This window comes from Aquimarina megaterium XH134 (assembly GCF_000520975.1).
Taxonomy (GTDB): Bacteria; Bacteroidota; Bacteroidia; order Flavobacteriales; family Flavobacteriaceae; genus Aquimarina; species Aquimarina megaterium.
This window is the reverse complement of record NZ_JACB01000001.1, coordinates 368,675-384,960: the sequence shown is the minus strand read 5'-3', so window position 1 is coordinate 384,960 and position 16,286 is coordinate 368,675. Positions and strand designations below refer to the sequence as shown.

Genomic DNA, 16,286 nt, shown 5'->3' with positions numbered 1-16,286 from the left:
TCTATAATTATTCATTAACGCTAAAGGGAAAAAGCGATGAAAAAGTTAGTTATTATCAGGGTATGCGCAACCATAACAATGTGCTTGTTATTAGTCTCTCAAATCCAACATACGAATTACTTGTTCGCGGAGAATAGTCACTTTGAAAATCCGTGGTTCTCATGGTGCTATGCCATCGGAGTAGATCTTGCTATACTCATATTCGGATTGTCAGGATGGATAAAAGCTTCTCTTTTTTATTTATTTGTAATGATTGCACATAATTTGCTATATGTCTTTATGCCAGTTAGCGATTTAAGTGGAATATTACTAAGTACAATTCAGGCAATAACTGTTTATAGTTTATGTCATTTGTTCATTGAGAATGTAAATATTAATGGACTTAATGGCATTGCAAATATTCCAAAAGAAATTATAAAAATTCATAAAGCTATGAATGCGGGTGTCCGCTTTCAACCGCAACCATTTATATGTCCAGAATGTAAAGAATCCTTTGCGACATCCAAACAATTAAATGGACATATCTCTGGGCATAAAACGCGTGGAGAATGGAATCCAGAGAGCTATGGGGAGTGGGAACTTGAAAATGAAAGTAGGTCAGAAATACTATTTTAATTTAAAATATCAGAAACAATAGTTTCTAGGGGGAATTCATATAATCATAAATTAAACATCAATCACTATGCAGTTACATTTTAGTATAAATTGGAGTAAGACAGGTCTATATAACGCGGGGCAGCGTGATCTTACAATCAATTGGATTAAAGGGGAAGCGATCCCAAGGGAAGGCGAAGCAATTAATATTCCCAAATTCATCAAATGTAATTATGAAACGGATGAAACATTTATGCATAATGACATAGAATTAAATGTATTTGATTGGATTGAAGACACTACAGGATGGGAAGTAGAAATGGTGAAATGGGATCACGAAGAGGGAACTACTTTTCTGCATATTTGGGTTGGGGATAAGGAAGGAGTTAATTAACAGGATACATTTCGTTATCCTTCAAATGGGTATGACTAACTCAAATCTATATACTAATAATTTCAAATTTATAATCAACAAAATTAGCTTATGACATTATATAATTATACCGTAAAGGATGAATCAAAAGATATTACAATCGAATCAGGTATGGGTGAGTTATTTGATCTTGAAACTGTGATTCCAATTGAAATATTATCCATATTAGAACTATATGAAGATGAAAAAGGTATAATAACGGTAAACGTAAAGGCTGGAAATTTTAGTTATGATATTAACAAGATTCAGTCAATTATTGGCTAGGTATTTATGTATCCTATATTTTTTTTACTACGTTTTAGATAAGTGAATTTATGGGGGGTATAAATTGGGAAAAGGCATTATTATTAAGCTAAACAGGGTTTAACTGTTTTTTCAATTTGATTTTACACAACGATAGTAAGGTTATGTGAAAAAGAAATCCAAAAAGACTCGTTATATTTGGGTATATAAGTCATTGGATTTATAAGATTTAAGGCGTTTTCAATACTTATTTATTGAAAAAAACCTAATAGGAACGACTCCCGCTACAAGGAGAATTCCGAACTAATTTATGATCGAATAGATCAACTACGTTATCTACATTTTTACTCCCGCTACAAGGAGATTTCTGTACACATTTTGAGATTATAAAACTAAGTCTTTCCTATAAGGATGACACATGAGTTTTTACTATAGCAATGACTAAGTCTTTCCTATAAGAATGACACGTGAGTTTTTACTATAGCAATGACTAAGTCTTTCCTATAAGGATGACACGTGAGTTTTTACTATAGCAATGACCAAGTCTTTTCTATAGGGATGACACGTGAGTTTTTACTATAGCAATGACCAAGTATTTCCTATAGGAATGACACATGAGTTTTTACTATAGCAATGACCAAGGTTTTTCCTATAAGGATGACGCAAGAGTTTTTAGTAAAGGAAGAAGTTCAATAATCTCATTTAACGATAAGAAAAAAAGTAAATGAGAATAACAAAATCATATAACGAGACACCTAAAGGAATTCAGCTTGAATTTGATCCTGAATTATCCAATGCCGATTTGAAGCAATATCTTATTTCGGTAGGATTTAAAAATGCAAATCGAAATAAAAGTGTTTGGTATATCCGTGGGGTACGACCTTCCTATGATAGATATGCAAGTGCATTAGAAAATGCTAGTAAAGAGGGCAAGGATCTTTTGGAGGTAAAAATAGAACCATCCTATAAGGCTATAAGAGATAATATTGATCACAAACTTTTTAGTTTGGTTACAGCTTCGATTGAATTTGAAGATCAGGAAATAAAGAATAAGCATTATGTCGTTTTCGAAGATTTTAGGGTTTCAGCCGAAGATATTGCAAACCGTTTTTTGACATCTCTGTTAGGAGATAAATTTAAAGGACTCAAGGTTACGGCTAAGAATTTTAAAGAAAAAGCAAGAAACGCATTTGATGAAGGACGAATTATAACAGGAGTTTCTGAAAGTAATGATGTTCGGAAAAAAACTGTAGCAACGCGAAAAGAAAGTTCTGTATCTCCAATTTCAAAGTCTTTGACCAATAATGAGGAAGGAATATATACAAAAACTACCGCAGGGGAACGATATGAGGAATTTCCTCTTCCCCTTCCTTTACCTATTGAAGCAATAGTAGTTATTGTAAAAAATAAAGAAGGAAAGTTTGTTAATGGAATGGAATTAAGAATTTCCAATGAATTCATCAATGAGGAGTTTATGTATTTCCCGATGAAAACAGATAACTCGTTTTCTACAAAAAAAGAAGCTTTGTCAGCCGTCTTGTTAAATGTTTTTGATGATATAAAATCTGTTATTCGAAAGTTAGAGAAAGGTAATGAAAATGTAATAACACCTCTTTATAAAGGTTTAGAAGTTCTCTTTAATTATGCATCCGAAAAAGGAATTGATCTACCAACTATAGAGTTCCAAGGTTCTAAAGAAATAATTGTTCAGTCAGAAACAAAACAACTTTCATTAACCAATGAAGAAGGAATATATACGCCTGAAACCGCAGGAGATCGTTATGAAATCATTGAAATTCCATTTTCGAAGAAAGCTAAATACAAAGCTACTATACGATTAGTAAAAGATGAAAATGAGAAGTTTCGTTTTGCGGTTGATTTCAGTAGAAACGTAGGTACTCATTTTAGCTCTCAAGGCGGGGGTATATCGCACCAACGACACGATCAATATAACCTTAAAAGTGAAGCCATAAGAGATGCTCTTATGATCTTTGTTGATAATATTCAAGAAGGTTTAAGAGAAAGTTATAAAAGTACAGGTGAATTAAAAGAAACGAGACAAGTATTAAAAATTGCTCTAAAAAACATTGGAGATTTTGCAGAGAAACAGAGCATTTTTTTAATAACAGAACAATCCAAAAATATTATTAAGGATTTAAATAATGAAAACCTTTTGATTGACTTCCCAGAGTTACAATCAAAAAAACTTGATAATGATTCGTTAAGTACTATTGTTGAACAGTTCATAGAAAAATTAGCAGACCTAGAAGACCTTTCGGAAATAAAGGAGACAGAAGATTTAATTATCGGCACTAGATTATTTTTGGAAGAAGCTCTAACACATAGCAATGAAGAATCATTTATCAGAGATTTAAAAGAGATAATCAATAGACTTGAAAGTGCAGAAGAACCATTACTCTTAGAACCAGAACACATAAAGAACGACTATATAGAAGGCATCAATAAGCTTGCGAGGTTATTGAGAGTTAAGTCTTTGGTTAATCTTTCAACATCATTGACTAACGAAAATGGAGTATACACACCTGAAACGGAGGAGGATAGATATGAAGTGTTATCCATACCATTTACCAAAAACCTAAAGTTTGAAGCTACTATTAAATTAGTGCAAGATGAACAAAATCAATACCTATATGGTTTAAGTGTAACCAATACTTTGTCAGGATGGAGTGGATATTCATTTTCACCAAGTAAAGAGGATAGTGCATATTGGTCAAGAGAAGATGCATTAGAAGCAGCCATATTACAAGTCTTAGATGGAGTGCAATATGAGCATACTGAAGCATTACGTATAGGTGCATCAGAAGCTTTAAAAAAAGCATATAAGAAAACCATTCTTGCGATATACGACTTTGCAGATAGTATTGAAATCAAGTTACCAGATGAAAAATCAAAAGCAGTACTCCCTTTATCAATAGATGAAGAAGAATCTAAAAAGAGAGAAAAGGCAGAGAAGAAAACGGATGATTCGAGTGAATTGGAAATTGAAGAAGATGATGAAGGGACTACTTCCATAATTGGAAATACACAGAAAAGATCTATAGAAGAAACTACTACAAAAACAACAGATTCAAAACGTGTTACTGTTCAATCGATTATAGATAAACTTACAGATTTAGAAATTGATACTGAAGGAGTAACTGAAACGATCATAGCAACCTTTCGATTAGCACTAGAAGAAGCCTTACAAATTGAAAATGAGGAAACATTTATAGATAGTGTAATACAAACTATAGAAGATCAAAAAGATTGGATTGATGATATAGAACCAGAAGCTGTCAGGAATACTTTTTTAGACTTGATCCTTTCAAATGCGGCAGCATTGGGATACACACCTTTCATTGTTCCTCACAGCTCTGGTTATATATTAGAACAAGCCTGGACTAAACTGGATAGTAAAATAGTAACGGACTTTGAGGAGTTTATCAATTCCAGACCTGATCTTATAACACATACATATTATCCAGACGAATCAGAACCACACGGACTTGTAATTGCTTCTGATCGTGATCGAATCTCTTTTCAAATTTTTGAAAACAATCGTATTACAGTAGATAGTCATATACCATTTGTTGAAAATGTAGGTTATATAGGCAGTACTATGTCGATGACGAAGCTTAAAAAAGCAATTCGTTATATCTTATCAAATCCAGATAAAGTAGTTATTCCTGAAAAAAATGAGGAAAAGACTAAAACAGAGAATCAGCATCCAGTAACAACAGATATTAAACGGTATGATAAGACAATTCCTAATGTTTTATCTCCATATAGGGTCATTGAACTGTTTAATTCAGGATTGTATGTAAAAGATGCTAAAAAGGTTCAACAAGTTGCTCCCTACTTATTAGAAGCTTCGGATGACAATCTTTCGGAATTGACAGCGAAGGAATTATTTGAGCTGATACAAATGGCGCACCCTAATGACTATGGATTTGCTGTTACCAGATCAGCAATGCTTAGAGAATGGGAAAAAAGGGGGCAACAAATATTTGAGGAGCTAGGATTTCCCACGGATGCTAATTATCCATACGTAAATGTCAATACAGGTTACAGAGGTGTATATCGATTACAGAATATCATAGGTAAATATGGAAAAGCTCAATCGTGGTGGTCTGCTGCTAAAAATTATCGTCCCATTGCCAATTTGGAAAAAGCAATAGAGATTATTGAAGAAGAAAAAGCGGATTTCAAAAATCAGCAATTAACACATACCAATCCAAAAACAGGTAAGCCAAAATCCAACAAAAAAGACAAAGAATTATATCGGAAAATCAATTACAAAATTGAAGACCTCGAAAATTCAAAAAAGCTAATAAAGTCATTTTTAAAAACTTCAAAAAAGAAGAAATCTACCCAAAAATCACAAGACTCTAAACAAATTAAGAATACATCTTGGGAAGAGTTTTTATATATAGATGCAAACGAAGCTGACCGTATCCGAAGAAAGTTTAAAGCGCAAGGATTTAAGGTTCTCTTCACTGGAAAAGAAGCATTTACTCGAAGCTTATCCGTAGTGGAGTTAGGGTTACGATGGGGTTATAACCAAGTAAAGCTAGATGAAAAAATAGAAAAGGAGTTCAATAAATGGATTGAGATCCTTAGCAAGGAAGTTGAAGAATTAGAGGGGAAAGCAGATAAGAAAAGTAAGCAAAGCAAGGAGTTTAGAATAGAGAGAATTGCAGCCTTAAAGCAAGAATCGAAAGATTTAACTGCATTAGTTGAGAAGGAAGAAAAGGTATTTCGAGATGAGTTGTTTGTAGAGATTGGTGTTCGTGCGAAAGAATTAGGCTATGTCATATTGGATTCTGACATAGCCAACTTTCGTGACTATATGATAAAAAACTTATTTGAAGGAAGGATAGTTGAAAACTACCCTGATGAACCTATAGGTAAGATGGTTAGGATTCTAATTGATGATTTCTTTGTGACAAATGAAAAAGAAGAAGGACAGGAATCTTGGAACCCTGATTATTTGGATCAAGTGGTGGCAATTATGCACGACCATTATATCAAAGGGGAACGATTAAGTAGGAAGAAAATTGAAGCTGTAAAACAGGAAGCTGGTGCACCCAATTTAGGTGTTTTATGGGAAGCAGTAGAACTCAGTTGGCTTTTATGGTATAAGCAGATCTATAACCTTCCAATTCCATTTGAACAACGCCTAGATCAAATGACCCAGTTTTGGGATACAGTGCAACCTACCTATGCTTATTCTGATAGTAGTAAGGAATTGTTTAAGCAGTATTCTACGCCTTGTCCCATAGGAGCAATGGTAGCAGAATATACACAAATGTCTGATGCGACACGCATTTTTGAACCTAGTGCAGGAAATGGTTTGTTAGTTCTGGGTGCGAATCCAGATAAAACACACGTAAATGAAATTGATAAGAGTAGAAGGTATTCTTTGGAACTACAAAGATTTGATACTATTACCCACTTTAATGCAGCCGAACCCTTTCCAGAGGAGTTGATCCAATCATTTGATGTTATGGTCACGAATCCACCATTTGCTAGTTGGGATGATTCAAAATTTGATAAAGAACGATGGGCGCAAAAATACTTTAACAATCAAATTGATGTAGCACAGCATATGCGTTTAGAGCATTTTATGGCAGGACTAGCCTTGTATACTCTAAAAAATAAAGGAAAGGCAGCCATTATTATTATGGGGCATGTGTATTTCGGTTCGGATGGATATATAGAGAAATACAAACCTTTTTTCAATTGGTTGTACCGCCATTATAATGTGGATGATATTATTAATATGAACAGCTATAAATTATACAATAAGCAGGGAGCAGTTACCAAGACGATGTTGGTCCTTATTAATGGAAGAAAACAAACATCGGAAGGTGTTGCTCCAACAAAGAGAGAAAACCCTTTACTGGAAGAAATAGTGAACAGCTTTCCTGAATTATGGGAACGTATTAATTCTCATATAAAAAGACCAGGAGAATATTTATTAGGAGTGATTATTTCCCAACTTAAAATAGAATTAGGACTATGATATTTTTAAATAATCAATTAATGCCTTCAGATGGAAGCGCTACCCTATTTATGGTCAGTAATCCAATACCATTTGAAAATTTCGAAGACCACGAAACGGGAATCTTTATCAGATTACACAACTTAATAGCTTGGTCAATAGCAGAAGGAGATGACCCTATAGCTCTTATTGAAGAGTACTTGGAGACTGTCTATACGGATAGTAGAACCGTAGAAGAAATTGCAAATTTCTTGATGTATCACGATAAAATGCAAAGTGCGATGTGGACACTCAAAGAAAACTGGAGTACTCTGGATGATACCGTACCAGGTGATTCCCTAATGTATGGTGGAATGGAAAAAGAAGATGCTGTCCAAATGTATGTGGATACTAATTTACGAAGATATTTAGAAGTACTATCAAGATTTGAAAGCGTGTAGTCATTGATTGGTAGCAGCACAGCAAGTGATGATGTCACTTGCTGGTGTGCTACAAAAAGTAGAAGAAAGCCCTTTAAAAAATAGAATTATGGAGAATATCGAATTACAGCAAGAACAAGACGGGTTCACTCAGAATGCAGAACAAGTAGCAAAACTGGCAGCCGATCAGATTGCCCTTGTTCCATACATGCCAAAATCAAATGCAAGCTTTAAAATGGATACTCTGATTCCTAGAAATATGGCTTTTGAAGTTCAAAAGGCTTTGAACCGTATTGTAAAGGAAAAAGGGAATATTGATAATTACGTTCGTAATGAATTAAAGTATATATCCACAGCAACCTTGTGGAAGGCTTTTGCGGCAGAACAGGTCGATGCGGTGGCATTGTACCTTACACAGTTTGAACGTGGACAAGGTATTATCATTGGAGATCAAACGGGGATTGGAAAAGGAAGACAAGCAGCAGCAGTTATTCGCCACGCAGTAATGCAAGGATATTTACCTATTTTTTTTACCAAAAGTCCTAGTTTGTTTACAGATATGTATCGCGATTTAAGGGCAATCGGTTTTGGAGATATTCAACCCTTTATTGTCAATTCCAGTTCCGACTCAGGAGCAAAAATAAAAGATGCAGATGGGAATGTAGTATTTACACCATTATCGGGAAAAGCTCAAGAAGAATTGCTTACTACTTCTAAGACTTTAGCTACTGAGAGTTTGGAGTCTATAGAATGGCATAAAAGAATTGGTAGAAAATTACCGAATCCCGAAACCACACCAACCGTAACGATCTATGAGAATATAGATTATTTGCCAAGTGGTTACGATATGGTTTTTACCACCTATAGTCAAGTTCAATCCGCTAGTTATTACAAACGTTCTTGGATAGAAAGTATATGTGAGAGTGGAATTGAAGGGAGTAAGCGCTATAAAAAAGTGGTATTTATTTTGGATGAATCTCATAGTGCTGGCGGATTTGATTCTATTATTGGAAATTGGATGCGTGAGGTGTTACCGAAAACACATTCTTGTTGTTTTTTAAGTGCAACTTTTGCCAAGTATCCAGAAGTAATGCCTTTCTATGGAAAAAAAACGGCTATTTCCGAAACAGGTTTAAAGGATGGCGCATTTGTAACTTCTATGCGTAAAGGAGGATTAGCACTTCAGGAAATCGTAGCATCTAATCTTGCAGAAAGTGGTCAACTCATTAGAAGACAACGCTCCAATGAAGGTATTAAAGTGGAATATATCACCTTGGATGAAGAACCAAATCGAAGTAAAAACCGAGCAAGTGTAAATCGAATCATCAAATTGATGAATGAAGTAGTTCGATTTGAAGAAGAATACGTAGCACCGGTACTTGCATTAATCCACTCGGATGCAAAAGCCCAAGGGGAGAGAATGGATAATAAGCCTAAAGGTTTAGGGGTAAAACAAGCTCCTTATTTTTCTAGGGTATTCAATATTGTAGACCAAATGCTGTTTGCTTTGAAAGTTGAAGAAGTTGCTAAAAAAACGGTGTCACTTTTAAAAGAGAATAAGAAGGTGGTCATCGCTTTCAAATCTACAATGGGAGCATTTTTAAAAGACCTTAATCTGTCAAGTGGTGATGTTCTACCGAAAGAAGAATTGGATTTTGTAAGAACATTGATTAAAGGATTAAATAGCATTTTCTTCTACAGCTATACAGGTATTGAGGGTAAAAAAAGTAGAGAGCGTATTGCAGTAGAAGAATTGTCCAGAAAAGGGCAAGAGGAATATACCAGAATAAAAAAAGCAATGCTTTTGGAAAGTTCAGGGCTTAGTATTTCCCCTATTGACCAACTGGTACAATTAATAGAAAAGGAGAATAAACCTTCTCATATAGGAGGGCACGATGATGAGTTTTTTAAGGTAACTGAAGTTACAGGAAGGAATCAAAAAGTACAATACAATGGTGATGATGTGGTGGTGTCTTCTTTTAGAAGTGATACCGAGAAATCATTTCGATTATTTAACGGTGGGGATTATGATGTATTACTGATTAATCAAAGTGGTAGTACAGGTTCTTCTGCCCACGCATCAAAAGATTTTGCAGATCAAAGACAACGCACTATGATTATCCATCAATTTGAGTTGGATATCAATATTGAAGTACAAAAACGAGGGCGTATTAATAGAACGGGACAGGTTAATTTACCTGAGTACTATTACATCACAAGTGATATTCCAACAGAGCGTAGACTAATGACAATGCTGAAGGCAAAACTAAAATCACTGGATGCAAATACTACAGGATCTCAAAATACGAATGATGATACCCTTAAAAGTGCAGATTTTTTAAATAAATACGGGGATAAAGTTGCTTGGCAATGGATTAATGAAAATCCTGAGATGATGCAAAAATTAGGGCATCCAACCTATCATAAAGTAACGGATAGAAAAACAGGTAGAAAGTACTACGAACGTAATGACGGGAAAGAAGGTGCTATAAGGCAACTTACGGGACGGGCAGGATTACTTTTAGTGGAGGATCAGGATAATTTATACAATGTTTTACTAGAGCGCTATGACCACCAGATCAAGCTTGAGAAACAACAAGGAACGTATGATTTAGAAACGGAGTTTCTTCCCTTAGATGCTGAGATTAAAAAAAGATACCTGTTCCAACAAGGGAATGGTGGAAATACACCCTTTGGAAAAGATACCGTTCGGGAAGTAAGCATTGTTAATAATTTAAAACGTCCCTTAACCAAACAAGATGTTGAAAGTAGAATAACAAAAGCTTTGGATGGTAGAAAACCAGAGGTTGTTAAATCGGACTTAGTCCGCGATATCAACGAGAAATTTCCATTGCTTATTGAAGAACGTAGGGAAAAACGAATGGAGGTTGTTCATAAACTTCGGGAAGAACTGAAGGGTTTACCTGATTTAGGAAGTGGTACCGATGAGGAGGAAAATGATAAAATAGCGAATGACCGAGAAAAACTGCAAGAGTTGATTGAAGAAAAACTTAGTGCAGTAAATGAGTATATTCAAAAGTTAGAATATACCAAGAAACAAATTGTAAAATATGTTGGTTATTTTGCTATTGGACAAGTATTGAAAATACCATTTCTAAATCCTACCAAAGAACCTTCTTGGGGTATGTTTTTAGGGATTTCGTTGGGTACATCTGCCAAAAATCCATACACCTATGGTAACATACATTTACGATTTGCAGTAGCTGATTCCCGTAGGCTTATTTCTTATTCATTACAGCCTGAAGAACACGCGTATATAAGTTTGATTTATACACATAGTGCTGATATTTCAGAAGAAGAAATAAAGCAGATCCCAATAGAATGGAATGAACTGATAAAAAAGGCATCTTCTAAACGAGAACGCAGACAGATTTTAACTGAAAATATTGTTGCTGCATCTGGAGCTATCGGAGGAGAAAACAAGCTAGTAAAATACAATACCAAAACAGGTGAAATTAAGAATGGCATTCTGATGGATAAAGAATTTGGTAAAGATGGCATAAACAAAGCCCTCTTGCCAATGTCAGAAGCCTTCAATAGTATCAAAGCCCTTTCTATTGACGAATTCTTTTCAGATCAAAAGAATCAGCTCCGTTTCAAACGAATTGGAGAGAATTATTTTCAGGTATATATCCATAAAGGAGAGAATTATAAAATGGCTATTGACCCTAAACTTAGGGAATTAATTAGGCATTCAGAAGGTCAGACTGAGGATGAATTACCAGACTTTGTACAAAATGGAGGTGAAATGACAGGAGAACTTCACTTGAACAATCTAAAGGCTTTTTTAAAACAATTGGACACCTATGGTTTACAGTTTTTAGGTAAAGCAAAAGAATTAGAAGATTGGGAAATTGAAAATCAAAAAGATTGGGATAAGAATACTAAAGAAACTGAAGGGAACTATTCTTATGAATTGGGTAGACCCTATGGTCAAGGAAGTAATCCAATTACAGGGTTTGCAGAGTACAAAGAACCAGGAGACACAAAATATACTTTTGGTACGGTATCCTATACTCGACCCCTAAGTGATAAAGAAAAATACAACTATTCCCTTATTCCCATTTTCAGAAATGTGGTGATTCCTTATAGAGCGTGGAAGCAAGCAATTATTGGTACTCCAGTAGAAAAAGAATTTGAGACAATTGTTGAAGAAGCATCAAAACAAGCGCTTTACGAAGCTAAAGATACTTTGGGGTTCTTTATCACTAACAACCCCCACGAAGACGGAAATCCTGAGTTTGTTTTTGGAAGGTATAACGAGGAGGAACTTGGAAGAACAGCCTATGAAGATATGATAGAGGAAATTAATGCTATAGATGAAGTATTGGATCAGTTAAGGCTATATCATAGTCTTCAAACCGCTTCATAAGCAGTAATCAACATTTAATAGAATTGATATGAAAAGAAGAACATACACCTTGGATATTCCAGAGATCAAGCAAATTCCAAACTTTATGAAGGTACTGGATGATTTGAGTAGCGGAAATAATGTGTTTCTGGTAGGAAGTGCTGGTACTGGTAAAACGACACTAGGAGAAAAGGTAGCCTATGCCTTATTTGGAAGAACCGAAAATGATAAGAAAGCATTACCCTTTGTCGTGGTAAATTGTAATCAATGGACATCACCTATTGACATTAAGGGAGGTCAGACGATTTCAGGGTACAAGGAAGGTGCGCTTATAGAAGCTTGGAGAGATGGAAAAATTATCATCCTTGATGAGATGCCCAAATTGGATGCCAATACCGCAGGCTTATTAAATGATGCATTGGCAAAGAGTTCCAAATCTGAAGCCATCATTTTTAATGGACTTAATGAACCCATTGTAAAACACCATGATTTTGGCTGCATTGCAACAGGAAATGTTATAGGCAAAGGAGCAAGTGGGAATTATGTGGGAAATAACAAGCAGGATGCATCTCTTTTAGATCGCTTTAGTGGGTGCATATATAGGATAGGGTTTAATGAAGTTTTGGAACGTCAATTAGTTTATGCTCCTGTAGCGGATATATGTATAAAAATACGTAAAGCCATTTTAGCCTATGAAGGGAAAGAAATAGGTGATGATGATACTGAGGATATAATGACCCTTAGAACAATGCTCAATATGGAACGTGCTTATGAACTGGAGATGAAAAGGGCTACGGGACTAAAAGATGAACATGGAAAGCCCTATCGAAAAGTGCCAAACGGTAAAACTTTGAAGGATGCATTGGAGAGCTACTTTATGGTAATGAATGATGATAAGGCAAAGAAGATCAAACTCGAAGTAAATCTGGAGGGCTTCCTTAATTCATATAAAGGAGTAGTAATGTTGAATGAGTTCAAGACTGAATATAAAAAGAGATTAGGATAAGGAATTGCTATGGCCGTAACTAAAATACATATAAAAAAGAGAGGAAGAAGAACCACTTATTATTCCTTTTTCGATAGTGTACAAGTATTTAATGACTTTGTGGATATACAATCTGCTTCCTTGAATGAAAATAATCGTGGCGTATTGAAACGGATGAATGAAAGAATAACTACATCGATTAGGAGAGGTAGTACTTGGTATGGATCACCAAGCCCAAAAAACGTAAGTGAATTGAATACGCATAGATACTTTCTTGGAATGGAACTATTGCGGACAATTCAGCCTAAGATCAAAGACAAGTTAGCCGAGTATATAAAGCTAATGGATAGTCAAATCCTTTCAAAACCAAAGGTGGCATATAATGACAGAGGTTTAGGAGTTTTTTCCTTTGATCGCGCAGCTATGGGATTATATCGATTACAACCTAGCGCGTCAAAAAATCCAGTTGAAAATACTATTAGTCAACTTCAAATCGAATTAGACACCTCAAATAAAACGACTGCGGTCAAAAGTGTGTTTGCTTATTTCAAAGATAGAAAATCCTCTTATCCAGCTTTGAGATTATATCTGATGGCAGGAGGTAATGCAAGAGTAGAAGGTGATGCACTCTTATATGTTGGTTTGGCGTGTGCTGAATTAGTTGAGTTTATGGAGATACGAGGAGTGGCAGTAGAAGTGAATGCACTATTAGGGACTTCTTTTAATAGCAGTGTAGCTATGAGTGTTATTAGAATTAAGAGGTTTCAAGATAGATTAGATAAGAACCAATTGCTTTTGATGACCAGTGACCCAAGATATTTTCGCTATAGAGGATTTAAGTCACTTATTGCATTAAGCGATCATTTTGGACTAAACATACCTGATGGGTTAGGATCATTAAAGGAAAATATGGGGAAAGATTTTGTAAAGGAAATAACAGAGAAGCAAGATCGCTATGCTGTTTTTGAACAGAGTTATTCCATAGACGCAGCAATCAATGAAGTCACACAGATTATAGAGAATTACACCCAGCAAATTATTGGAAAATGAAAAAGAAGAATACTGAGGATACTCAAAATATTACCAAGAATATCATCAATACTATGATGAATAGAGCCGTTGAGATTAATAAGGCGTACAAGGAGCATTGCAGAGATTTCAGAATTATGGAATCATCGATGCATAAAAAAACCAGAATCTTACGGTGGACAACCATTGATATTAGCAATGTTGATCGCCCAGTACAATGCTATCGTTACGAATGTTTTGATATGGATGGCACTCCACAAAACTGTTCTATTCATTATTCGGATCAAGAAGAAGCGAACGAGTTCTTTTTGAGTTTGACAACACTTTATAAACAAGAATTTTCAATCGATCATACCCTTTAAATTATGTACAAGACAAAAGATACAAAAGTAAAAGACCTGAAAGCAGTTGAGATCCAGAATCAGGAAGAAATTTTAACAAGAACCAAAAGGAAACTTGATCCCGTACAAGCCTTTGAAGTAATTAAAAATGAGTCTAAAGGGTTCAGTATTGCCAATGTTAAAGTACAAGAAGCAGACGAACTTTTATATATGCTATTGAACCGTGATTCCAAAAGCGCTTCAAAAACCCCTTCAAAGGAAAATGCAGAATCAAAAAAGGAACTTTCCGTAGAGGAAATACAAATTCGAGAAAGAGAGCGAGCAAGGAAGATTAAAATTTTGAAAATCAAATTAAATCTAGGCTTGAATACAAAGAGTGCATAACCCTTAAAAACAACAAAAATGGCAACAATACAGGATTTATTAAAATTAGATATTTCTAAAGTACAACCAGAAGAATTACGATTAGAAGTACAAGAACTTATTAATGATTATTCAGAAGTTAAATCCAAAGAAATTTTTGAAAAAAACGCAGCAGAGAATATTAAAGAGATATACAATGTGGTCATACAAATATCTCCAGATGCGGTAGTCCAAAACCCTTGTGCAGATCCGGAGGAAGAAAAACCAGAAACCTCAAAATCACAAAAAAAGAGTCCATCTAAAAAAGATGAAAAGAAATCTACATCTAAAAAAGAGCAAAAAAGTAGTACAAAAGACAAACCTAAAAGAACAGCAACCAAAAAGGATGTGGATGCAGTTCTTGACGAAATCAAACAATGTCGTGTAAAGATTAAAAAGTATAACGAAGAGAAAAGAAAAGAAGAAGGGCCAAAACCAAAACCTTCACCCTATATCAAAATACGAGGGCATATTATCGCTTTAGGAAATTTAATTCCTGAGAAGCTAGAAGGGAATCTTGAAGTACAAAAGGAATCCAAAAAACTACTTAAAAACACGCATCGCAGCCTGTTAAAAATCTATGGGATGAACGCTATCCGAGGACAGAAAGATAATAAAGAACTAGAGGAGCGCTTTGAAAAAATAGAAGAAAAAATAGAAGCTAAATAGAGAGTATGAAAAGAGAAAAAAATAAGAAAAGAGATAAGACAGTAATGATTGTAACTGGTGCAGGTGTAGCAATTGGTTTAGCTGAAGCATTGTTGTATTACAACCTCGGTAAGAATGCAAATAGTAAATCTTTCAAGTTTGGAATCCCAAAAGGTAAGGAATTACTACAAACACTTACGGTAGTTGCTGTCACTTCTGTTTTAACCGCACTCATATCGAAGGGGATTGAAAATGCGGTAACAAGTGAAAAAAGAAATAGCCAGATGGCATAATCATTTAAAAACAAGAAAAAGTTATGGAATATAAGGTGATTCAATTCAAACATTTCTTGAAGGAAAATAAGTTAAAAGTTATAGACCTTCCAGAACCAATACAGGAGAAGATCGACATTTTTTATCGATTACATGAACTATTAGAAACGATTCAAGAACCTGACCTTCAGGAGTTGTTGGAGCAAGTAGAACAATTAGATATCGAAATCCTAGAAGATATTGAGGAAGAATATGAGGATAAGCTTACAAATAATGAGCATTCTTCTTCTCCAGAGAAAATAGAAGTCATCAAGAAAACTCCACCCAAAAAAAAGGTTTCAACCAAGGCGAAATCTGATGAAATGATTTTGGATGAGTTAGTAAAGATGAAAAGAACCAAAGGTATTAAAAGGTCAAAACTGGTTGCTATGGGGTTAAAAACCAGAATTTCAGGAGGTGAAACAATAGGTAAACACACGCTTAAAAGAACCTCTTTTTTTTATTACCGATTTGACATAATTCCAAGTAACTAAACTAATGAAAG

13 protein-coding genes are annotated in these 16,286 nt (G+C 34.8%); all 13 read left to right on the top strand.

Going from position 1 to position 16,286, the window contains the following annotated elements:
* Positions 1 to 120: 120 nt before the first annotated feature.
* The 13 genes from Z053_RS0101800 (at position 121) to Z053_RS0101740 (ending at position 16,275) form a co-directional block, all read left to right on the top strand.
* Positions 121 to 615, top strand: coding sequence for a C2H2-type zinc finger protein (locus Z053_RS0101800; RefSeq protein ID WP_152538244.1), 495 nt, complete (start codon positions 121 to 123; stop codon positions 613 to 615).
* Between the two features lie 67 nt (positions 616 to 682).
* The gene (locus Z053_RS0101795) at positions 683 to 988 is read left to right on the top strand and encodes a hypothetical protein (protein WP_025663322.1); all 306 of its coding nucleotides are present in this window, start codon (positions 683 to 685) and stop codon (positions 986 to 988) included.
* Positions 989 to 1,078: 90 nt separating this feature from the next.
* Entirely contained in the window at positions 1,079 to 1,291 is a 213-nt protein-coding gene (locus Z053_RS0101790) for a hypothetical protein (protein WP_025663321.1), read from the top strand.
* A 703-nt stretch (positions 1,292 to 1,994) separates the two neighbouring features.
* A complete protein-coding gene (locus Z053_RS0101785; protein WP_025663320.1) occupies positions 1,995 to 7,295 on the top strand; it encodes an Eco57I restriction-modification methylase domain-containing protein in 5,301 nt (1,766 codons plus the stop codon).
* Positions 7,292 to 7,714 (top strand): hypothetical protein, encoded by a 423-nt coding sequence (locus Z053_RS0101780; protein WP_025663319.1) that lies wholly within the window; start codon positions 7,292 to 7,294, stop codon positions 7,712 to 7,714. The genes Z053_RS0101785 and Z053_RS0101780 overlap by 4 nt, the downstream gene beginning before the upstream one ends.
* A gap of 28 nt (positions 7,715 to 7,742) precedes the next feature.
* Positions 7,743 to 12,086 (top strand): strawberry notch C-terminal domain-containing protein, encoded by a 4,344-nt coding sequence (locus Z053_RS0101775; protein ID WP_241459802.1) that lies wholly within the window; start codon positions 7,743 to 7,745, stop codon positions 12,084 to 12,086.
* An 85-nt stretch (positions 12,087 to 12,171) separates the two neighbouring features.
* Entirely contained in the window at positions 12,172 to 13,071 is a 900-nt protein-coding gene (locus Z053_RS0101770; protein WP_241459801.1) for an AAA family ATPase, read from the top strand.
* Between the two features lie 9 nt (positions 13,072 to 13,080).
* Entirely contained in the window at positions 13,081 to 14,100 is a 1,020-nt protein-coding gene (locus Z053_RS0101765; protein WP_025663316.1) for a DUF7192 family protein, read from the top strand.
* Complete coding sequence (locus Z053_RS0101760; RefSeq protein ID WP_025663315.1) at positions 14,097 to 14,441, top strand: hypothetical protein; 345 nt, start codon at positions 14,097 to 14,099, stop codon at positions 14,439 to 14,441. Before Z053_RS0101765 ends, Z053_RS0101760 begins: the two co-directional genes overlap by 4 nt.
* Before the next feature lie 3 nt (positions 14,442 to 14,444).
* On the top strand, positions 14,445 to 14,804 hold the full coding sequence (locus Z053_RS0101755; protein ID WP_025663314.1) for a hypothetical protein: 360 nt from the start codon (positions 14,445 to 14,447) through the stop codon (positions 14,802 to 14,804).
* 18 nt (positions 14,805 to 14,822) lie between these two features.
* Positions 14,823 to 15,491, top strand: coding sequence for a hypothetical protein (locus Z053_RS0101750; protein ID WP_025663313.1), 669 nt, complete (start codon positions 14,823 to 14,825; stop codon positions 15,489 to 15,491).
* A gap of 5 nt (positions 15,492 to 15,496) precedes the next feature.
* A complete protein-coding gene (locus Z053_RS0101745) occupies positions 15,497 to 15,763 on the top strand; it encodes a hypothetical protein (RefSeq protein ID WP_025663312.1) in 267 nt (88 codons plus the stop codon).
* Between the two features lie 23 nt (positions 15,764 to 15,786).
* Positions 15,787 to 16,275 carry a hypothetical protein gene (locus Z053_RS0101740; RefSeq protein ID WP_025663311.1) on the top strand — a complete coding sequence of 163 codons (489 nt, stop codon included), beginning with the start codon at positions 15,787 to 15,789 and terminating at the stop codon, positions 16,273 to 16,275.
* The last annotated feature ends 11 nt before the right edge of the window (positions 16,276 to 16,286 follow it).